Source organism: Nonomuraea sp. MTCD27, from assembly GCF_041950495.1.
Lineage (GTDB): Bacteria > Actinomycetota > Actinomycetes > Streptosporangiales > Streptosporangiaceae > Nonomuraea.
In genome coordinates this window covers 671477-691209 of record NZ_JBGNUW010000004.1, presented here as the reverse complement: position 1 = coordinate 691209, position 19733 = coordinate 671477, and the positions used below count along the sequence as shown (strand labels likewise).

Sequence of the window (19733 nt, the reverse complement as noted above, 5' to 3'; positions counted from 1 at the left end):
CCTCTTACTCCTTCCGGGGAATCTTCTTGATCAAGCGCCCGGCCAGCCCGGCGAGCCCCGTCGGGGCCACGTACATCACCACGATGATCAGCAGGCCGAAGATGACGCCGGGCGCGGCGTCGTTGACGTCCTGCGAGATGCTCGGCACGAACATCACGAACAGCCCGCCGAGCACAGGTCCGGACAGCGAGCCGAGTCCCCCGACGACCAGGCCGGCCAGCAGGGTGATCGACAGGTTCACCGTGAACGAGTCCGGTGACACGAACCCGATCACCCACGTGTAGACGCAGCCCGCCGCCCCCGCGAACATGGCGCTCCAGGCGAACGCGAGCGTCTTGTAGAACGACAGCCGCACACCCATGACCTCGGCGGCCGTCTCGTTGTCCCGGAGGGCGTGCAGCGCCCGGCCGACGCGCGACCGCAGCAGGCCGGCGACCAGCAGGAACGCGACCACGGCGACGGCCAGGGTGAGGAAGTACAGCCACTGGTCCTCGGCCAGGCCGCTCCACGCGGGCGGCGCGGGCTTGGGCAGGGTCAGGCCCATGGACCCGCCGGTCACCTCCTCGAACCGCTTGAGCAGCGGCACAAGGAAGATCGCGATGGCGAGCGTCACGAGCGCCAGGTACAGGCCGCGCAGCCGCATCGCCGGGATGCCGAGGGCCAGCCCGATCAGGAACGCCACCCCGGCCGCGACAGGCAGGGTCAGCGGGTACGGGAGGTCCCAGCGGTCGAGCAGGATTGCTGCCGTGTACGCGCCGACGGCGAAGAAGGCGCCGTGACCGAGGGAGATCTGCCCGGCGTGCCCGACGAGCAGGTTGAGCCCGAGCAGCGCCACCGCGTACACCAGCACCATCGTGAGCTGGAAGACGTGGAAGGGGACGAGCTGGAAGGGCGCGTAGACGGCGGCGGCCAGCAGCAGGGCCGGCCCCGCCCACCGCCAGCGGGGGTCGAACGTCCGCCGCTGCCGTACGGGGGGCGGCGTCACCTTGGCACCGACCTGCGTGCTCATGCCCGCTCCACCACCGCTCGTCCGAACAGTCCTTGGGGCCGTAGCAGCAGGACGCCGAGGATGATCACCAGCGGCACCCCCACCTTCAGGTCGGAGCCGATGAAGCCGACGTAGGCGCCGGCGAGCGTCTCCGCGACGCCGACGACGAGCCCGCCGACGACCGCCCCGACCGGGCTGTCGAACCCGCCGAGCGTGGCGGCGGCGAAGGCGTAGATGAGGACGCCGCCCATCATGTTGGGCTCCAGGAACAGCAGCGGCGCCACCAGCACGCCCGACACGGCGCCCACGGTGGCGGCCAGCCCCCAGCCGAGCGCGAGCGTCCAGCCCACCCTGATGCCGACCAGCCGCGCCGAGGCGGGGTTGGTGGCCACCGCCCGCATCCCGAGGCCGATCTTGGTGTGCTGGAAGAGCAGGTACAGCAGCCCCATGACCAGCGCCACCACCCCGAGCACGCCGAGCGTGGACAGGCTCACGCTGACCCCGGCGGCCTCCAGGGCACCGCCGGGGAACGGGTTCGGGAAGTCCTTGATGAGGAACGTCCAGATCCAGCCGGCCGCCGCGTTGACGAAGATGAACAGCCCGACGGTGACGATCACGATCGTCAGCTCGGGCGCGCCCTCGACCGGCCGGATGATCACCCGTTCGATGAGCATCCCGCCGGCGAACGACACCACCAGCGTCACCGCCAGCGCCGCCCAGAACGGCAGCCCGGCGGCCACGCACTGCCAGGCGATGTAGGTGGAGAACATGGCCAGCTCGCCCTGGGCGAAGTTCACGATCCCGGTGAACTGGTAGATCAGCACCAGGGCCAGCGCCAGGCTGGCGTAGATGGCGCCCGCGCCGAGGCCCTCGACGAGTTGCTGCAGGAATCCGGCCATCGCGCTACACCCGGTACCCGAGGTAGGACTGCGCGACCTGCTCGTCGGCCCTGATGTCCTCGGCCGTGCCCGACAGCACGATCCGCCCGGTCTCCAGGACGTGCGCCTGCTGGGCGATGCCCAGGGCGAGGTGGGCGTTCTGCTCGACGACGACCACGGTGGTGCGCTCCTCTGCGTTGATGGCCTGCACGATGCGGAACAGCTCCCGGGTGACCAGCGGGGCCAGGCCGAGCGACGGCTCGTCGAGCAGCAGCAGCCGGGGGCGCAGCATGAGGGCGCGGCCGATGGCCAGCATCTGCTGCTCGCCGCCGCTGAGGCTGCCGGCCGTCTGCTTGAGGCGGGTCTTCAGGACCGGGAAGTAGGTGTGGATGCGGCCGAGGTCTTCCTCGACACTCGCCCGGCCACGCCGGACGAACGCGCCCAGCCGCAGGTTCTCCTCGACGGTCAGCGACATGAACGTGCCCCGTCCCTCGGGCACGTGCGCGATGCCCTGCCTGGCGAGCGCGTCGGGCGAGCGGCCGACGAGCTCGGTGCCGCCCAGCGACACCTTGCCGCGCGCCTTGACCATGCCGGACAACGCCCGGAGCAACGTCGTCTTGCCCGCGCCGTTGGGCCCGAGGATCGCGCAGATCTCGCCCTCGCGTACGGTGAAGCGCACGCCGTGCAGCACCCGCGCGTCCCCGTAGCCGGCGACCAGGTCTTCCACCACCAAGTCGGTCATGCGGCCGTCCCCAGGTACGCCTCGATCACGGCGGGGTTCCGCTGGACCTCTTCCGGCGGGCCTTCGGCGATCTTGCGGCCGAAGTCCAGGCAGACGATGCGCTCGCAGATCCCCATGACGAACCCCATGTGGTGCTCGACCACGACCACCGTGAGGTCGTACTCGGAGCGGATCGCCGCCAGCGTGCCGGCGAACTCCTCCACCTCGGACGAGCTGAGCCCGTTCACCGGCTCGTCGAGCAGCAGCAGCCGGGGCCGGCCGACGAGCGCCCGGGCCAGCTCGACCCGTTTCAGGGTGCCGAACGGCAGCCCGGTCGCGGGATGCCCGGCCACCTCGGACAGGCCGAGCTGCCGCAGCACGGCGTCGGCGTCGGCCCGCAGGGCGCGCTCCTCGCGGCCCACGCCCGGCAGGCGCAGCGCGGCGGACAGGAATCCGGCGCGGCCCCGGTGGTGCGCGCCGACCAGCACGTTGTCACGGACGGACAGGCGGGGGAACAGGCCCAGGTTCTGGAACGTCCTGGCGATGCCGAGCCGCGCGATGGCGTGCGGCGCCACGGCGGTCAGGTCCGCGCCCTCGTACGCGATGGTCCCCGAGTCGGCGTCGTAGCGCCGGGTCAGGCAGTTGAACAAGGTGGTCTTGCCGGCACCGTTCGGCCCGATGAGCCCCACCATCTCGCCGCCCGCCACCTCGAACCCCACGCCGTCCAGCGCGGTGATGCCGCCGAAGCGAACGGTAAGATCGTGTACCTCCAGCATCCGGCCTCCTGGAGAACAATGTTCTAAGTTGGGCTCAGCGTAGGATCCGCCGCGAGAAGGCCGCATTGGGCACGGTGACCCAAGATGTTTCAGGCGAGTTGTCCTCTGAGCACAGCGTGGGTCTCGGAGCGGTTACGACCCGTTGACCGCCCGGCCACGGCCATGGATCATCCCGGGCATGTCCACCGGTTCGAGCACCGTGGAAGCCGCCGTCCGCGCGGAACGCACTCGCATCCTGTCCGAGCTGCTCAACGACCTCCAGGAACTGGCCGGCGTCGCGGTCGCGACGATGCGCGAGGAGATCCCCGCCTACGAGGCGCAGGGGCCGGCCTTCCACGCTGACGTGCGGGACCAGGTGGTCAAGCACTACGGGGCCAAGCTGGGCGTGCTGCTGGAGGAGCGCACGGTCACGTTCGAGGACATCGCGTTCACCCGGCGGGCCGCGATGCGCCGGGCCAGGGCGGGGGTGGCGCTGGCCGACTACATCAACGCCTTCCGGGTCGGGCAGCAGGTGTTCTGGGAGGCCGTGGTCGAGCGGGCCGGGCACGCGTACGCGGGCCGCGAGGCGGCGCTGTCGCTGGCGGCGCCGCTGATGCGCTACTGCGACTTCGCCAGCACGCACGCGGCGAACGCGTACATGGAGTTCCAGCAGTACGCGGCGGCCGAGGCCGTCCGGGAGAGCCGGGACCTGCTGGAGACGCTGCTGGCGGGCGGCGTGCCGACGCGCGGCAGGGAGCTGGCCGCCGCGCAGGCGCACGGCCTGGGCCCTGACGCGCGCACGCCGCTGCTCGTGGTGATCGCGGTGCTCGCCGGGCCGCCCACCTCCGTGACGGGCCCCGACCAGGGCACCGACGCCCGGCACGCGGCCTGCGCGGCGATCGCCAGGACCGGCGGGAACGGCACGCGCACGCTGTCGGTCGTCCGCCAGTCGGAGATCGTGGCCATCCCCGCGCTCGGCCCCGGCACCGGCCCCGAGGAGTTGTGCGACCGGCTGCAGGGGGTGCTGGAGAGCCTGGCCGCCGAGGGCATCAGGCTGGCCATGGGCATCAGCACCGTCTCGACGGGCACCGCGCAGATCCCCCAGGCCTACCAGGAGGCCAGGGCCGTGCTGGACTTCGTGCCCGAGGAGGGCGGCGTCGCGGCGCTGCCCAGGATCACGCCGTTCCAGTATCTGGCGCTGAAGGCCGACGACACCGCCCGCCACCTGGTGGACCCGCGCATCACGTCGCTGCTGGCCGAGGACCGGGCGCGCGGCGGCGTGCTGACGGCCACGATCAGGGAGTTCGCCGCCGCCGACCTGAACCTACGGGCCGCCGCCGAGCGGTTGCAGATCCACCCCAACACCGCTCAGTACCGGCTGCGCCGGATCCAGGAGCGCACCGGGCGGAGCCTGCGCTCGATCAACGATCTCGTCGAGCTGCTCGTCGCGATCGCTCTCCAGGACACTCTTCCCACCAATACTGGGCGGGAAAGACTGGCCACCGCGACCAATGAGGGGCGTGCGAGAGCCGACGTACGGTCTTTCCATGAACCTCGCTGACCGGCTCCACGCCGCCGCCGCCCGGCTCGGCGGCAGGGCGGTTCTCACGCTGGACGAGGCGGAGCTCACCTACGGCGCGCTCGACGGGCTCAGCGCCCGCCTCGCGGGCCTGCTGCGGTGCCGCGGGGTCGGCCCCGGCGACCGGGTCGCGATCATGCTGCCGAACGTGCCCGAGTTCGGCGTCGTCTACTACGGGGTGCTGCGGCTCGGGGCCGTGGTGGTGCCGCTCGATCCGCTGCTGAAGCGGCGGGAGATCGCCGCGTACCTGGGGAACTGCGGGGCCCGGCTGTTGATCGCCTGGCACGCGTTCGCGGAGGCGGCGGAGGCGGGCTCGGCCGGCACGAAGGCGGACTGCTTCTTCGTGGTGCCCGGGGAGTTCCGGCGGCTGCTGCGCGGCGTCGCGGCCGAGCCCGAGATCGCCTCGATGGCGGGCGGCGACACCGCGGTCATCCACTACACCTCCGGCACGACGGGGCGGCCCAAGGGCATCGAGCTGACCCACGCGAACCTGGGCGGCAACGCCGCCACCGTGGCCCGCATGCACGCGCTCGGGGTGGACGACGTGGTGCTGGGCGCGCTGCCGCTCTACCACACGTTCGGGCAGACCTGCTCGCTCAACGCGACCGTGCACGCGGGCGCGCGGCTGACGCTGCTGCGCCGCTTCGAGGCGGGGCCGGCGCTGGAGGTCATCAGGCGCGACGGGGTGACGGTCTTCCAGGGCGTGCCGACGATGTTCATCGCGCTGCTCGACCATCCGGGCGCCTCTGACCTGTCGATGTTGCGGGTCTGCGCCTCGGGCGGCGCGGCGCTGCCGCTGGACGTGCTGCGCGCGTACGACGCCAGGTTCGGCTGCGAGATCATCGAGGGGTACGGCCTCAGCGAGACCTCCCCCGTGACCGCGACCAACCGGGCCGGCCACCTCCGCCGGCCGGGCTCGATCGGCTGGCCCATCAGGGGCGTCGAGATGAAGGTCGTCGGCGAGGACGGTCACGAGGTGCCCAGCGGCGAGATCGGCGAGATCGTGGTCCGGGGCCCCAATGTCATGAAGGGCTACTGGAACGACCCCGAGGCCACGGCGGAGGCCGTCCGCGACGGCTGGTTCCACACCGGCGACCTCGGCCGGGTGGACGAGGACGGCTACTTCTTCCTGGTGGACCGCCGTCGCGACGTGATCATCCGGGGCGGCTACACGGTCTACCCGCGCGAGGTGGAGGAGGTCCTGTACGAGCACCCGGCGGTGCGGCAGGCGGCCGTCCTCGGGGTGCCGCACCCGGAGCTGGGCGAGGAGATCGAGGCCGTGGTGGCCCTGCGCGCCCCGGTGACCGGCGACGAGCTGCGCGACTTCGTACGGGAGCGGGTGGCCGCGTACAAGTATCCCCGCCGCGTGTCGTTCGTGGACGAGCTGCCGATGAGCCCCACGGGCAAGATCCTCAAACGCGCTCTCACGTCGAGGACCTAGGTCCCTACCGGGCGGGCGCGGACAGCGCATAGCGTGGAGGCATGATACGCGTGTTCCTCCTCGACGATCATGAAGTCGTCCGCCGCGGCGTGGCCGCCCTGCTGGACTCGGAGGACGACATCGAGGTCATCGGCGAGGCCGGCACGGCCGAGTCGGCGATCGCGCGCATCCCCGCACTGATGCCCGACGTGGCGGTGCTCGACGTGCGGCTGCCCGACGGCAACGGCGTTGACGTGTGCCGCGAGGTGCGCTCCCGGGTGCCGGGGCTGGCGTGCCTGATGCTGACGTCGTTCGCCGACGACGACGCGCTGTTCGACGCGGTGATGGCGGGGGCCTCGGGCTACGTGCTCAAGCAGATCCACGGCTCCGACCTGGTGGGCGCGGTGCGCACGGTGGCGTCCGGGCAGTCGCTGCTCGACCCGCAGACCACCGCCGCCATGCTCCAGCGCCTGCGCGACCAGTCCGCCAGGAAGGACCCGCTGGCGGCGCTGTCGGAGCAGGAGCGGCACATCCTCGACCTGATCGGCGAGGGGCTGACCAACCGGCAGATCGGCGAGCGCATGTTCCTGGCCGAGAAGACGGTCAAGAACTACGTGTCCAACCTGCTGTCCAAGCTCAACATGCAGCGGCGCACCCAGGCGGCCGCGCTGTCGGCCCGCCTGCACGCCGACCGGCGCGAATGACCTGACCACGACCGCCGGCGCCGGACGCGGTCACAGGGGCACCGTCCAGTTCAGCGCCGTGCCGCCGCCCTCGGCCGGGACCGCCTCGAAGGTGCCGCCGAGACCGGCGGCCCGCTCCTCGAGGTTGCGCAGCCCGCTGCGCCGCCCCTCTTCGGGCAGCCCCACCCCGTTGTCCCGCACGGCGAGCGTGAGCCGGTCGCCGGTCACCTCCACCGACACCTCCGCCTTGGTGGCCTTGGCGTGCCGGACCACGTTGGACAGCGCCTCGCGCAGGACGGCCAGCACCTGCTCGGCGAGGTCATCGGAGATCAGGTTGTCGAGCTGGCCCTCCATGCGCAGGCCCGGCATGAAGCCGAGGTGGCCGCGCGCGCCCTCCACCAGGCCCACGACCCGCGCCCGCAGGCTGGGGCCGGCCGTCTCCCTGACGTTCTGCAGGGCGAAGATCGTGGAGCGGATCTGGCGGATCGTCTCGTCCAGCTCGTCGATGGCGTGCTGCAGGCGGTTGGACGCCTCGGGCCGCTCCACCAGCCGGACCGTGCTCATCAGGGTCATGGCGGTGGCGAACAGGCGCTGGATGACCACGTCGTGCAGGTCCTTGGCGATCCGGTCGCGGTCCTCCAGCAGGCCCAGGCGCTCGGCGTCGCGGCGCGTGTCGGCCAGCTCCAGCGCGATCGCGGCCTGGCCGGCGAACGCCTCCAGCATGCGCAGGTCGGCGCCGCTGAACGGCAGCCGGCCCGACCGCTTGGCCAGGGCCAGCACGCCGCGTACGGAGCGGCCGGCGCCCAGCGGCATGAGCAGCTCGGGCCCGAGGCCGAGCGGGCGCAGCGGGGAGTCCTCGTCGAGCAGGTTGCCCGCCGACACCGCCCGCCCCTCGGTGAACACCCCGCCGGCCGCCGTGGAGGTCAGCTCGAACATCAGGTCCGACACCTCCTGGCCCACGTCGCCCTGCGCGCACTCCACCCGCAGGTGGTCGCCGCCGTCGTCGGGCAGCAGGATCTGTACGAGGTCCGCGTCGGTCATCTGCCGGGCCCGGGTCGCCACAATGCTCAGCACCTGGCCGGTGTCAGCCCCGGACAGCAGGCTGGTCGTCACTTCCGACGACGCCTCCAGCCAGGTCTCGCGCCTGCGCGTCTCCTCATAGAGGCGGGCGTTCTCCACCGCGACGCCGGCGGCCGTGGCCAGCGCGATCACGATGGCCTCGTCCTCCTCGTCGAAGTCGCCCCCGCCGCGCTTCTCCGTCAGGTAGAGGTTGCCGAACACCTCGTCGCGCACCCGGATCGGCACCCCGAGGAACGTGCCCATCGGCGGGTGGCCGGGCGGGAACCCGTACGACTCGGGGTGGTCGGAGATGCGGCCCAGCCGCAGCGGGCGCGCGTCCTTGATCAGCAGCCCGAGCAGGCCGAGCCCGTGCGGCCAGTGCTCGATCTTGGCGATCTCCTCGTCCGTCAGCCCCACGGGGATGAACTGGACGAGCGTCTGCTCCTGCCCGACCACGCCGAGCGCGCCGTAGCTGGCGTCCACCAGCCTGGTCGCGGTCTCCACGATGCGCCGCAGCACGGTCTCCAGGTCAAGGTCACTGCCGACGGACACGACCGCCTCCAGCAGCGCGTGCACGCGGTCCCTGGTGGCCAGCACGGCGTTGAGCCGGACCTGGAGCTCGGCCAGCAGCTCGTCGAGCCGCATGTTGGGCATCAACGGAGGGTGCTCTCCATCCACCATGGGCTCAGTTTCGCACCTTTGGGCAGCCAACGGAGCGGCCGGTACGGGTTGTCGCGACGAGATCACCCTCCTCCCCGGTCACGCTCGGGGCAGGAAACGTTCGCGCAGGTCGGGGCGGAGCCAGGCGGCCGGGGAGGCGATCGACAACCCGCCGTCCACGGGCAGGACGACACCGGTGACGAACGCCGCCTGCGGCGAGGCCAGGAACGCCACCGCCCCGGCCACGTCCTCCGGGGTCCCGGTGCGGCCGAGGGGGTAGCCCTCGGTGGCGCCCGCCAGGTCCTCGCCGCCGATCAGGCCCGGGGCCACCGAGTTGACGCGGATGCCCGCGGGGCCGTACTCGAGGGCGAGCTGGCGGACGAAGGCGTCCAGACCGCCCTTGGCGGCGGCGTACGCGGGCAGGCCCGGTGCGGCCAGGAAGGAGTTGACCGACCCGACGGCCACCACCGCACCGCCCCTGGGCATCCTGGGCAGGGCGGACCTGCACAGGTGGAAGGCCACGTCCAGGGTGGCCCCCAGCGCGGCCCGCCACTGCTCGTCCGTGGTGGCCACGACGGGGGCGACGGGCATCACGGCGGTGGCCAGCACCAGCACGTCCAGCCCGCCGGCCAGCTCCGCCGCCTCCTCCACCGCCACGGCGGCCTCGGCGGGGTCGGCGCAGTCGCGGGTGAGGAAACCGGCGTAGGCGGGGTCATCGCACGGCTCCAGCCCGATGCCGACGACGCGGTCGCCCCGCGCGGCGAAGGTCGCGGCGACGGCCCGCCCGATGGGCGAGTTGCCGCCGGCCAGCAGCACGCCCCGGGCGTCCGGCCGGGTCACCACAGGTCCGCCATGACGTGCTCCAGCAGGGCGCGGCTGGCCGCGTCGAGGGGCCGGGCCGGGGAGCGGACCGCCGCCGAGGCGATCAGCCCGCGCCGGACCAGCACCTCCTTGTGCACCGCCCACGCCAGTCCGGGCTGCATCCCCGAGCGGATCAGCGGCAGCAGCCGGGCGTGCCCGGCCCGCGCCTCCCCGGTACGTCCCGCCGCCCAGTCGGCCAGCACCGGCGCGAGCAGGTCCGTGAACTCGCAGGCCGGCATCGTCCCGACCGCCCCGAGGGCGTACTCCTCCAGGCAGAACAGCGCGTTCTGCCCCCCGAACACCGCGAACCCGTCGGCCACCCCCGACACCACGGCGGCGACCTTGGGCGCCGTCGGCGGCGCCTCCACCTTGACGGAGGTCACCCCGTCGAGCTTGCTGAGCTCCACGATGAGCGGCTCGGGCATGCTCACCCCGGTCGCGCCCGGCGCGTCCTGCACCATGACGTCCACGCCGGTCCGGGCCGCGATCTCGCCGTAGAAGTCCACGAGTTGCCCGCCCGTGGGCTTGACCAGGTACGGCGGCAGCACCATGAGCGCATCCGCGCCCCCGTCCCTGGCGGCCACGGCCTGCTCCAGCGTGCTCGCCGTGCTGGTGGAGCCCACTCCGGCCACCACGGGAGCCGGGCCGGCCACGGCGCGCACCTCGGCCAGGATCCGCGCGCGGTCCCCGGTCGTCAGGGCGAAGCCCTCGCTCGCCATGCCGAACACGGCCACGCCGTCCGCCCCCGACGCGAGCTGCCATTCGGTCAGCCGCCGCAGGCTCGGCAGGTCCAGCTCGCCCTCGTCCGTGAACGGGGTGGCGAGGATGGGGATCAGTCCAGACAGAACCAACGAAACTTCTCCAATCACAGTGCTGACAATGCGGAAGGGTCGACGTCCACGCCGAGCCCCGGCCCGGACGGCACGGGGAAACCGGTGGCGTCGCCGGGCAGCGGGGCCCGCAGGATCGCGCCGGCGACCTCGCAGGTGGTGGGCTGGTACTCGAAGAAGGCCAGGTTGCCCAGGGCCGCGCTGACGTGGACGCCGGCGGCCAGCGCGACGCCGAGGCCGGTGGAGTGGTGCGGCGCCACCCGTACGTGCTGCGCCGCCGCCAGCTCCGCGATGGAGACCAGCTCCGTGATCCCGGTACGCCCCACGTCCGGCTGCGCGAGCCCGAGCGCGCGCCGGCCCAGCCAGTGGCCGAACTCGTACCGGTTGCGCAGCGTCTCCCCCACCGCGATCGGCAGGTCGGCCCGCCGCACCAGGTCCCGGTGGCCTTCCACGTCCTCGGGCGCGAGCGGCGCCTCCAGGAACAGCGCGCCCCGCTCGGCCAGCCCGCGCGCCAGCCGTACGGCCTGCGGCACGTCGTAGACCCAGTGCGCGTCCACCGCCACCTTCAGCCCCGAGGCGGCGACCGCGTCCACGGTGGCGAGGTCCTCCTCCACCCCATGCCCGAGGTGCAGCTTCACCATGGTGGCGCCCTTGGCCGCCCACTGGCGGGCCAGCTCGGAGCGCTCGGCGTCGGTCGGCCTGGGCAGGCCGCTGACGTAGACGGGGACGGTCTGCCGGAACGCGCCGCCGAGCAGCTCGGCGACCGAGCGGCCGGTGAGGCGGCCGGTCAGGTCCCACAGCGCGATGTCCACGGCGGCCAGCGCGTCGGCCTGGTGGCCGGTGAGGTGGCCGCGCTCCCGCATGAGGCCACTCAGCTTCTCCCACAGCGGGCGCACGCGCGTCGGGTCCTCGCCGATCAGCGCGGGCGCGAGCAGCCGCTCGACGATCGCGGCGGGCACCTCGGGGGCGACCGGCGCCAGCGCCTCGCCCCAGCCGGTCGTGCCGTCGTCGGTCGTGATGCTCACCAGCAGGGTCTCGAAGCGGGCCGAGTAGAGGCTGCGCCAGGGCGGGCGGACGAAATAGCCCTCCTCCTGGGCGGGCGTGCCCAGGTAGGCGTCCTCGTGCCGGATCTTCACCGGGAAACATCGCACTTGACGAATTTGCGGCATGTGCGTGACGATCCCACATAGTGCAAGCCAATTGCAATGGAGACAGGGTGGCTTCCGACCAGAGCAACAATCAGAGCGTAGAACGGGCTATCTCCGTCCTGCGGGCGTTCCTGACGGGCCGGCCAGAGCTGCGCGTGTCGGACGTCGCCAAGGCCACCGGGCTCGGCACCTCGACCGCCTCCCGGCTGCTGGCCACGCTGGAGACGCTGGAGTTCGTCGAGCGGGACGAGGTGAGCGGCCTCTACCGGCTGGGCACCGCCCCCATCACGCTCGGCGGCGTCGCGCTGAACCAGAATCCGGTGCACCGCGAGGCCCGCCAGATCGCCCAGGACCTGGCCGGCGCGCTCGGCCTGGGCGTCAACGTGGCCGTCAGGCGCGCGGAGTCGATGTTCTACCTGCTGAACTTCGAGGGCAGGCTGGCCCCCAGGTCGTTCGTGCTGACCGGGCAGCGCAAGCCGCTCTACGCGACCGGGATCGGCAAGTGCCTGCTGCTCGCCCTCACCCCCGAGGAGCGGCGCGAGCTGCTCCCCGAGATGCGGCCGTTCACGTCCCGGACGATCGTCACGCACGAGGCGCTGGACCAGGAGCTGGCCGCCACGACCGGCCGGGGCTACGCGACCGAGGTGGAGGAGCTGGCGTTCGGCCGCGCGTGCGTGGCGGCGCCGATCCGCGACATGTCGGGCACGATCGTGGCCGCGATCTCGATCTCCGGGCCGCTGTCGGCGATCGACCTGGAGGCGCGCGAGGCCGAGCTGGCCCGCACGATCATCGAGACCGCCGACTCCATCAGCATCGGGCTCGGATACGTCGGCCCGGTCCACGCCGTCGCCGCCTCGGGCCGGCCATGAGGGGACGCAAGCTCTCCGACGGCCAGTTCGCCTGGTTGCTGATGGTGCCGGGGCTGGCGCTGTTCCTCGCGATCATCGCGTACCCGCTGGTGTCCGCGCTGGTCACGGGCTTCTTCGAGCAGAGCCTCGTGCGGCCCGGCCGCTCCTTCGTCGGCCTGGCCAACTTCGCGGACCTGCTCGGCGGCGACTTCTGGCCGGTGCTGCGCAACACGCTGGTGTTCACGCTCGGTGCCACGATCGCCCCCTTCCTGATCGGGTACGCGCTGGCGCTCGCGCTCAACGCCGGGCTGCCCGGCTGGCTGCGCGGCCTGTTCCTGTTCCCGTGGGTGATCCCCGGCGTGGTGGTCTCCTTCCTCTGGCTGTGGATCTTCAACGCCAACTACGGCGTGCTCAACGGCCTGCTCGGCACGCACATCAGCTGGCTCGGCGAGCCGACGACGGCGATGATCGCGGTGATCGTCACCAAGACGTGGGCCAGCTTCCCCTGGATGATGGTCATGCTGCTGGCCGGCCTGCAGACGATGCCCAAGGAGCTGCACGAGGCCGCCTCGGTGGACGGCGCGGGGGCGATCCGCCGCTTCAGGTCCGTGACCGTGCCGCACATGCGGGCCATCGCCGGGATCGCGTTCCTGCTGGAGTTCATCTGGAACTTCCAGCACTTCGACACCATCTACGTCCTGACCGGCGGCGGCCCGGCGGGCGCGACCAAGACGTTCGCCGTGGCCGTGTACGACACCGCGTTCAAGGGCTTCGACCTGGGCCACGCCACCGCGCTCGGCGGCCTGTGGATGCTCCTGCTGCTCGTGCTGATGGCCTTCTACCTGCGCAAGGAGAACGCATGACGGCCACGCTCACCCGTACGGTCCCGCTCGCGAGCGCCCCGAGGAGGCGCCGGCCGCGCTCCCGGGTGGCCGCCTGGATCGCCGTGGCGGTGATCGGGGTGTTCGGGCTGGCGCCGATCTACTGGCTGGTCGTCACCGCGTTCACGCCGGACGACAAGGCGTTCAGCTTCCCGCCCGCGCTGTTCCCCACCGAGATCACCTTCGACCACTTCACCAAGCTGGCCGAGAACGAGCAGCTCTTCGGCTACCTGGTCAACAGCGTGATCGTCTCGGTCGTCACGGCCTTCCTCAGCGTGCTGGTGTCGGCGTACATGGCCTACGCCTTCTCCAAGTTCCGCTACCGGGGCCGCAAGTCGCTGATGCACCTCGTCCTGGCCTCGCAGCTCTTCCCGCAGGCGGTGCTGCTGATCACCCTGTACGCCGTCTTCAGCGCGACCGGCCTGCTGGGCAGCTACGCCGCGCTGATCCTGTCGTTCACCACGTTCACGCTGCCGCTGTGCGTGTGGATGCTGAAGGGGATCTTCGACACGGTCCCGAGCACCCTCATGGAGGCGGCCGCCATCGACGGCGCCTCGCGCTGGCGCACGCTGCACCAGATCGCGCTGCCGCTGGCCGCGCCCGGGCTGGTGGCGGCCGGGCTGTTCGCGTTCGTACGGGCGTGGAACGACTTCATCTTCGCGCTGACCCTCACCGACCCGGCCCGGCAGACGCTGCCGCCGGGCCTGGTGCACACCTATCTCGGGGAGTTCCAAACCGCCTGGCCAGACCTGATGGCCGCGTCCTTCGTCGTCTCGCTCCCGGTCATCGCCGCGTTCATGTTCCTGCAGCGGTACCTGGTCGGCGGGCTCACGGCGGGCGCGGTCAAGGGCTGACCTCCATCCCCCTTCTTCAGGAGAATCATGAACACGCTCAACCGCCGCGACGCCTTCCGCCTGCTCGGCCTGGGGGCGCTCGGGGCAGCCGTGGCCGCCTGCGCCCCCGACGCCTCCTCCGGAGGGGCGCCGAAGGGTGACGCGGGCGCGAAGACGTTCGGCTTCACGTCCTGGTCGCTGAACGAGGAGGCGCAGAAGGGCGCGGTGCAGGCGATCGTGGACGCCTACGCCGGGGCCAAGCAGGTGAAGATCAGCACCGCGTCGTTCCCGTACAACGAGTACCTCAACCAGGTGACGCTCAAGCTGCGCGGCGGCCAGCTCACCGGCGCGATCCAGCTCGACATCTCCTGGCTGGCCGCGCTGGCCGCCATGGGCAAGCTCAAGGACCTCGGCGCGCAGGGGGCCAAGGGCGGCTACACGGACGTGGCGCTGAGCAGCGGCCAGTTCGGCGGCAAGCAGCTCGGGCTGCCGTGGACGACCGGCTCGATCGGGCTGGTCGCCAACACCGAGATCCTGAAAAAGGCCGGGGTGGAGGAGCTGCCGGCCACGATCGAGGAGTTCGAGGCGGCGCTGCGGGCGGTGGCGAAGCTGGGCGGCGGCATCACGCCGTACGCGGCCGCGACCAAGGCGGCCCAGCTCAAGGACATCCTGCCGTGGATGCGCACGTTCGGCAGCCCGCTGCTGGAGGGCGACACGATCACCGTGGGCGACGACGCGTCGGTGGCGGCGGTCGAGTGGTACAAGAAGCTCTACGACGCCGAGCTCATCGCGCCCGACGTGGACCGCTTCGACGCCCGCGCGCTGTTCGCCCAGGGCAAGGCGGCCTTCTACGACGACGCGATCATCACCCGCGGGGTGGTGGCCGCGCAGTCGCCGGACAAGGCGCTGACCGGGAAGATGGCGCCGCTGGCCAGGCCGGTGCTGAAGGCCGGTGACACGCCGCAGGCACTGCTGTGGGGGCACGTGATCGTGGTCGTGGAGGGTGAGGGCTCGGACGCCGCCGCCGACTTCGCCGCGTACGCGACCTCCGACACCGCCACCGTGGCCTCGTTCTTCGAGAAGGTGAAGCTGCCGCCCACCACCACGGCGGGCCTGGCCGACCCGAAGGTCTCCGGCGACACGTTCACCACCGAGTGGACCGAGAAGATCACCAAGACCGCGACCGCGAACCCGTTCTGGCGCTACGCCGGATACGCCCAGATCGAGACCGCGATCGCCGAGCAGGTGCAGGCCGTGCTGGTCGGCCAGTCCCCGGCCAAGGAGGCCCTGGCCAAGGCGGCCGAGACGGCCAAGCCGCTGCAGAAGTAGGACAACCGCCCGGCAGGGGACCCGGTTCGGGGGGAACGCCCATTCCCCCCGGGGCCCTCCCACCGGGCGGCTTCCGTACACACCCGTGCCCTTCACGACAGAGGTGGTTCCCTCATGCTCGCACGGACGCGCATCCCCCACGTCTTATCCGCCCTCGCGGTCCTGCTGCCGCTCGTCCTCACGATCGGGCCGCCCGCCCTGGCCGCGCCCGGTCCCGTGCAGGCCGTCGTCACCACGCGCGACGCCGCCTACCGCGAGACCGGTGCGTGGACGCAGGCCCAGCGCACCGGTTACCTCGCCGGCACGACCCGCTTCACCAGGGAGGTGGGCGCCACCGCCACCTGGACGCTCACCGCGCCGCTCGACGGCGAGTTCTCCCTGGACGTCTGGATCCCCGCCTCCTCCGACGTCAACGATCCCGCCGTCCTCTACTCCTGGGGGCAGACCCAGGTCCGCGCGAACCAGGCCGCCTTCGGCGACGCCTGGCATCCCCTGGCCACGCTGCGGCTGGCCAAGGGTGACGCCCTGGCCCTGACCGTCACGGCCGCCACCGCGGGCAAGGTCACCAGGGCCGACGCCGTACGCCTGCGCTCGACCGCGCCCCACCAGGACGTGCTCGTCAACCAGAGCGGCTACGACCTGACCGGTCCCAAGCGCCTCACCGCCCCCGGCGCGGCGGACGGCACCCCGTTCACGATCACGCGGGACGGCTCGACGGTGTTCAGCGGCACGGTCAAGGGCGGCGTCGGCGACTTCACCGCCTTCCGCCCCGCCTCCGCCGGCCCGTACGTGGCCACCGTGAACGGCGGCACCTCGCACCCGTTCGGGATCGGCCCCTACTGGACCTACCGGGTGGCCGTCCAGCGGGCGGTGGACTTCATGGTGCAGACCCGCTGCGCCCACGGCGACGCGGGCAAGCTCGTCTTCACCGACCCCAAGGGGCCGCACTGCAACCGCGGCAACACCGGGGTGGCCTGGCGCGACGACCACCAGTTCTCGTTCTCGCTGCAGAGCCTGATCGAGCTCTACCTGTCCAACCCGGACGCCCTCACCCGCTCCCCCGGCACCGGCCGCTACGACGGGCTGGCCGTCCCGGCCGCGCCCGACGCCCCCGAGATCGTGAAGCTGATCAACTGGGGAGTGGACCTCTACCTCCAGGGCCGGGTCAACCACGACCTGCTCAAGGAGCAGCTGGCCTGGTTCGTGCACGCGTACCCGCATCTGGAGCGGTGGATCCCGCGCGAGCAGTACCTCAAGGCCCGCGACCACCTGACGGCCACCTGGGGCGACCCGGCGCGCGACCGGTGGAACTGGTACGACATCCCGCACAGCGCCGACCTGTTCCAGACGTACACGGTCATCGGCACCGGCAAGGGCATGTTCCCGCCCGGCCACTCGATCGTGCCGAACCTCATGATGTACGACGTCGCCCGGCGCGACGGGCTGCCCGAGCCGCAGCGCTACCTCGACGCCGCCCGCGCCCAGGTGGACTGGATCGTGGGCAACCTGGACTGGACCGACCCGGCCACCACCAAGGGCCAGCGGATGAGCGAGCACGTCACGATGGAGTCGCTGGCCTACTACGCCGCCAGGTATCCGTCGGCGGCCCTGCGTACCAAGATCGAGCAGTGGGCCGACGTGGTGATCGCCCGCTCGGAGAACATGTGGGATTTCCGGAAATATTCGGACTCCTTGTGGATCATTCCCGAGTTCAACGAGCCGGGGAACGTCGCGGGCCTGCCCGCCGCGGCCCTCGCCGCCGCCCGCGTGCTCGACGACCCCGTCCGCGAGACCGCGCTGCGCAGGATCGCGGCCGGCCAGATCGACCACGTCTTCGGCCGCAACCCGGCCGACGCCCACTTCTCGCACGACGCCGCCACCCCCGCCGGGTTCGAGGGCGTGGAGCGCGGCTGGCCCAAGGAGTATCCGCCCGGCCATGGCGCGGGCGAGCTCGAAGAGGTGCAGGGAGTGCTCGACGGCTCCCCCAAGGAGGCGTCCTACCCCTACGTGCCCGACGCCGACCTCGGCTACACGGAGGGCTGGGTGGCCTTCAACACGGCGTGGAACGCCAGCCTCGCCCAGCTCGCCGTGGACCGGACGAGCATCCGGCACTCCACCCCGCGCCCGGGCGGTCCGCTCACCGTACGGCTGCGCGCCCCGCTCAACCTCGACGCCACCGCCCGCGAGACCGGCACGTTGCGGGCCACCTCGTCGAGCGGCGACAGCGAGACGATCACGGTCACCGAGTCGGGCCCCAGCGCCCTCGACTTCACCGGCACGATCCGGACCGCGTCCGGCAGGGCCAGGCCCGGCGACGGGATCCTCCAGCTCGGCCCCGGCCAGAGCGCGACCCTCTCCTACGGCCTCGGCGCGTTCGCGACGACCGTCACCTTCTGAGAGAAGAGAACACCGGTGCCCAGAACCCGCTCGTTCATCACCGCCGCGGCCCTGCTCGCCGCGGCCACCCAGACGCTCGCCCCCGCCACCCCGGCGGCGGCCCGGATCCACGCCGTCGCCGACCTGGCGGCCGCCCAGCCGGCTCCGGAACGGCTGCCCTTCACCGTGGACTCCTCCAACCAGGCCGGCTGGTGGCGCCCGCTCGACTCCTTCCGCGGCGTGGACTACTTCGCCTACAACGCGCCGGCGGCCGAGGCCGGCCGGCACGAGGTGCACATCGCCGCCCGCGGCGGGGACGGCGTGTGGCGCGACGGCTGCCTGCCGGCCACCGGCGGCGGTTGCGTCACCTACGTCGACGACATCGGCCACAACCAGCCCTCGATCGTGGTGGACGGCGACGGCCGCATCCACGCGTTCGTCTCCATGCACAACAACTCCTGGCGCTACTACCAGAGCACCAGGCCGGGCGACGTGACCTCGATGGCCGAGGCCGCCGCCCAGCTGCCCGACCGCGACCTGCGTTTCACCTATCCGGTGACCGTGCGCGGCAAGGACGGCGACGCCTACGTCATGGCCAGGGCCGACCAGGACGCCGAGCGCACCCGTGGCGGGCGCCTCTACCGGTTCGACACCGCCGCGGACGCCTGGAGCACGGTGGCCGTGGTCGCCGCCGGACGCGGCTACTCCTTCTACCCGGACGACCTCCAGGTGGACACGGCGGGACGCGTTCACGTGCTGTGGGAGTGGGGCCCGTGGCCGGCCACCACGCACCGGCACCTGGGCTCGTACGCGGTGTTCGACCCGGCCGACGGCTCCTTCGCGGACGTGGCGGGCAACCCGCTCGCCATGCCGCTGGCTCCCCCGTCGGACGCGCCCGTCGTCTACCAGCCCTACGAGGGCGACGAGACGCTCACGTCCACCAGCCGGGCGGTGCAGACGGCCAAGCTCGCCGTGGTGGGCGACCGCCTGGCCGGCATCGCCTACCGCTATCTCACCGCACGCTCCGGCAGCACCTTCTCCGGCTTCGACGTCCGGTACGCGACGTGGACCGGGACGGCCTGGCGCCGCGAGACCGTGGTCGCCAACGGCGACTTCCCCGTCGACAACTCCGCCGCCATCGGCGTCACCCACGCCGGGCCCACCACCCGCGTCTACTTCGTCGCGGAGGCGAGCGGCTGCGGCGGGACCCGCAGCCAGGTCGTGCGGGCCGAGCGGTCCGGAACGGCCCCGTGGACGTTCAGCACGCTCGGCGAGGTGCGACAGGGCCTCCAACGGCTGCGCGCGCAGCGCGGCGCCGACGGCACTGACCTGCTGTACGTCACCGCGCCGCTGACCGGCGCCCTGTGGCGGGCCACGGTGCCGAGGACCGGCGTGCCGGGCGGCGGCGAGCCGTTCGCCGCGATCGCCCGGCGCCTGGCCGAGTCATCAGGCGGTGGCACGAACGCCGCGCTGAACACCTCGGTCACCGTCTCGTCCGTGCTGCGCGCCGGCGCGGAGGGCGCCAAGGCCGTGGACGGGCTGTGCACCGACGACAGCCGGTGGATCTCCGCCGAGGGCGACACCGCGCCCGTCATCACCGTGGACCTCGGCAAGCAGGTGGCGTTCGACGAGGTACGCGTGCACTCCGGCTACACCAGGGCCCCGGTGCCCGGCACCGACGTGCTGCGCGACTTCACGGTCGAGGCCCGGACGGCGACCGGCTGGCAGGCGCTGGGCACGGTCACCGGCAACACCTCGGGGACGGTGACGGTGCCGGGCGCCGTGGCCGACCAGGTCCGCCTGCTGATCACCGATCCGTCGGGCAACGCCCTGGACGTGGCCAGGGTCTACGAGATCGAGGTGATCACCCGGCAGTGATCCCCG

General features: G+C 72.3%; 17 protein-coding genes. 9 read left to right on the top strand and 8 right to left on the bottom strand.

The features are described 5' to 3' along the window. Window positions 1–4 precede the first annotated feature (4 nt). The 4 genes from ACBJ59_RS15395 to ACBJ59_RS15380 are packed head-to-tail and all read right to left on the bottom strand — an operon-like array spanning window position 5 to window position 3363. Window positions 5–1009 carry a branched-chain amino acid ABC transporter permease gene (locus tag ACBJ59_RS15395; RefSeq protein ID WP_375110841.1) on the bottom strand — a complete coding sequence of 335 codons (1005 nt, stop codon included), beginning with the start codon at window positions 1007–1009 and terminating at the stop codon, window positions 5–7. After that, window positions 1006–1887 carry a branched-chain amino acid ABC transporter permease gene (locus tag ACBJ59_RS15390; protein WP_364123057.1) on the bottom strand — a complete coding sequence of 294 codons (882 nt, stop codon included), beginning with the start codon at window positions 1885–1887 and terminating at the stop codon, window positions 1006–1008. The genes ACBJ59_RS15395 and ACBJ59_RS15390 overlap by 4 nt, the downstream gene beginning before the upstream one ends. A 4-nt stretch (window positions 1888–1891) precedes the next feature. After that, window positions 1892–2608 carry an ABC transporter ATP-binding protein gene (locus ACBJ59_RS15385; RefSeq protein WP_364123059.1) on the bottom strand — a complete coding sequence of 239 codons (717 nt, stop codon included), beginning with the start codon at window positions 2606–2608 and terminating at the stop codon, window positions 1892–1894. Beyond that, window positions 2605–3363 carry an ABC transporter ATP-binding protein gene (locus tag ACBJ59_RS15380; protein WP_375110840.1) on the bottom strand — a complete coding sequence of 253 codons (759 nt, stop codon included), beginning with the start codon at window positions 3361–3363 and terminating at the stop codon, window positions 2605–2607. Before ACBJ59_RS15380 ends, ACBJ59_RS15385 begins: the two co-directional genes overlap by 4 nt. Window positions 3364–3541: 178 nt before the next feature. Between ACBJ59_RS15380 and ACBJ59_RS15375 the strand changes: the two genes are divergently transcribed. The 3 genes from ACBJ59_RS15375 to ACBJ59_RS15365 are packed head-to-tail and all read left to right on the top strand — an operon-like array spanning window position 3542 to window position 7045. Further along, a complete protein-coding gene (locus tag ACBJ59_RS15375) occupies window positions 3542–4903 on the top strand; it encodes a PucR family transcriptional regulator (protein ID WP_375110839.1) in 1362 nt (453 codons plus the stop codon). Continuing rightward, complete coding sequence (locus ACBJ59_RS15370) at window positions 4890–6362, top strand: long-chain fatty acid--CoA ligase (protein ID WP_375110838.1); 1473 nt, start codon at window positions 4890–4892, stop codon at window positions 6360–6362. Before ACBJ59_RS15375 ends, ACBJ59_RS15370 begins: the two co-directional genes overlap by 14 nt. A gap of 41 nt (window positions 6363–6403) precedes the next feature. Then, window positions 6404–7045 carry a response regulator gene (locus ACBJ59_RS15365; protein WP_375110837.1) on the top strand — a complete coding sequence of 214 codons (642 nt, stop codon included), beginning with the start codon at window positions 6404–6406 and terminating at the stop codon, window positions 7043–7045. Between the two features lie 30 nt (window positions 7046–7075). Here the strand turns inward: ACBJ59_RS15365 and ACBJ59_RS15360 are convergent, their stop codons facing one another. The 4 genes from ACBJ59_RS15360 to ACBJ59_RS15345 form a co-directional block, all read right to left on the bottom strand. Beyond that, the gene (locus tag ACBJ59_RS15360; protein ID WP_375110836.1) at window positions 7076–8764 is read right to left on the bottom strand and encodes a GAF domain-containing protein; all 1689 of its coding nucleotides are present in this window, start codon (window positions 8762–8764) and stop codon (window positions 7076–7078) included. 78 nt (window positions 8765–8842) lie between these two features. Continuing rightward, window positions 8843–9583, bottom strand: coding sequence for an SDR family NAD(P)-dependent oxidoreductase (locus ACBJ59_RS15355; RefSeq protein ID WP_375110835.1), 741 nt, complete (start codon window positions 9581–9583; stop codon window positions 8843–8845). Continuing rightward, the gene (locus ACBJ59_RS15350; RefSeq protein WP_375110834.1) at window positions 9580–10455 is read right to left on the bottom strand and encodes a dihydrodipicolinate synthase family protein; all 876 of its coding nucleotides are present in this window, start codon (window positions 10453–10455) and stop codon (window positions 9580–9582) included. Before ACBJ59_RS15350 ends, ACBJ59_RS15355 begins: the two co-directional genes overlap by 4 nt. 14 nt (window positions 10456–10469) lie before the next feature. Further along, window positions 10470–11570 (bottom strand): mandelate racemase/muconate lactonizing enzyme family protein, encoded by a 1101-nt coding sequence (locus ACBJ59_RS15345; protein ID WP_375110833.1) that lies wholly within the window; start codon window positions 11568–11570, stop codon window positions 10470–10472. Between the two features lie 80 nt (window positions 11571–11650). On the opposite strand from ACBJ59_RS15345, the gene ACBJ59_RS15340 reads away from it, so the two are divergent. From ACBJ59_RS15340 to ACBJ59_RS15315, 6 genes are all read left to right on the top strand, one after another. Further along, window positions 11651–12451: an IclR family transcriptional regulator gene (locus ACBJ59_RS15340; RefSeq protein ID WP_375110832.1), complete on the top strand. Its 801-nt coding sequence runs from the start codon at window positions 11651–11653 to the stop codon at window positions 12449–12451. Beyond that, window positions 12448–13293, top strand: a complete 846-nt coding sequence (locus ACBJ59_RS15335; protein ID WP_364123079.1) for a sugar ABC transporter permease — start codon at window positions 12448–12450, stop codon at window positions 13291–13293. The genes ACBJ59_RS15340 and ACBJ59_RS15335 overlap by 4 nt, the downstream gene beginning before the upstream one ends. Further along, window positions 13290–14165 (top strand): carbohydrate ABC transporter permease, encoded by an 876-nt coding sequence (locus ACBJ59_RS15330; RefSeq protein WP_375110831.1) that lies wholly within the window; start codon window positions 13290–13292, stop codon window positions 14163–14165. The genes ACBJ59_RS15335 and ACBJ59_RS15330 overlap by 4 nt, the downstream gene beginning before the upstream one ends. Before the next feature lie 27 nt (window positions 14166–14192). Then, window positions 14193–15473, top strand: a complete 1281-nt coding sequence (locus ACBJ59_RS15325; protein WP_375110830.1) for an ABC transporter substrate-binding protein — start codon at window positions 14193–14195, stop codon at window positions 15471–15473. A gap of 114 nt (window positions 15474–15587) precedes the next feature. Then, on the top strand, window positions 15588–17870 hold the full coding sequence (locus tag ACBJ59_RS15320) for a hypothetical protein (protein ID WP_375110829.1): 2283 nt from the start codon (window positions 15588–15590) through the stop codon (window positions 17868–17870). Window positions 17871–17885: 15 nt separating this feature from the next. After that, window positions 17886–19727 (top strand): BNR-4 repeat-containing protein, encoded by a 1842-nt coding sequence (locus ACBJ59_RS15315; RefSeq protein ID WP_375110828.1) that lies wholly within the window; start codon window positions 17886–17888, stop codon window positions 19725–19727. Window positions 19728–19733: the final 6 nt, after the last annotated feature.

What these genes read in the sequence shown, in the direction of transcription:
- ACBJ59_RS15395 (WP_375110841.1), bottom strand. Translation starts at nt 1,009, where the DNA reads ATGAGCACGCAGGTCGGTGCCAAGGTGACGCCGCCCCCCGTACGGCAG.
- ACBJ59_RS15390 (WP_364123057.1), bottom strand. Translation starts at nt 1,887, where the DNA reads ATGGCCGGATTCCTGCAGCAACTCGTCGAGGGCCTCGGCGCGGGCGCC.
- ACBJ59_RS15385 (WP_364123059.1), bottom strand. Translation starts at nt 2,608, where the DNA reads ATGACCGACTTGGTGGTGGAAGACCTGGTCGCCGGCTACGGGGACGCG.
- ACBJ59_RS15380 (WP_375110840.1), bottom strand. Translation starts at nt 3,363, where the DNA reads ATGCTGGAGGTACACGATCTTACCGTTCGCTTCGGCGGCATCACCGCG.
- ACBJ59_RS15375 (WP_375110839.1), top strand. Translation starts at nt 3,542, where the DNA reads ATGTCCACCGGTTCGAGCACCGTGGAAGCCGCCGTCCGCGCGGAACGC.
- ACBJ59_RS15370 (WP_375110838.1), top strand. Translation starts at nt 4,890, where the DNA reads ATGAACCTCGCTGACCGGCTCCACGCCGCCGCCGCCCGGCTCGGCGGC.
- ACBJ59_RS15365 (WP_375110837.1), top strand. Translation starts at nt 6,404, where the DNA reads ATGATACGCGTGTTCCTCCTCGACGATCATGAAGTCGTCCGCCGCGGC.
- ACBJ59_RS15360 (WP_375110836.1), bottom strand. Translation starts at nt 8,764, where the DNA reads ATGGTGGATGGAGAGCACCCTCCGTTGATGCCCAACATGCGGCTCGAC.
- ACBJ59_RS15335 (WP_364123079.1), top strand. Translation starts at nt 12,448, where the DNA reads ATGAGGGGACGCAAGCTCTCCGACGGCCAGTTCGCCTGGTTGCTGATG.
- ACBJ59_RS15330 (WP_375110831.1), top strand. Translation starts at nt 13,290, where the DNA reads ATGACGGCCACGCTCACCCGTACGGTCCCGCTCGCGAGCGCCCCGAGG.
- ACBJ59_RS15325 (WP_375110830.1), top strand. Translation starts at nt 14,193, where the DNA reads ATGAACACGCTCAACCGCCGCGACGCCTTCCGCCTGCTCGGCCTGGGG.
- ACBJ59_RS15320 (WP_375110829.1), top strand. Translation starts at nt 15,588, where the DNA reads ATGCTCGCACGGACGCGCATCCCCCACGTCTTATCCGCCCTCGCGGTC.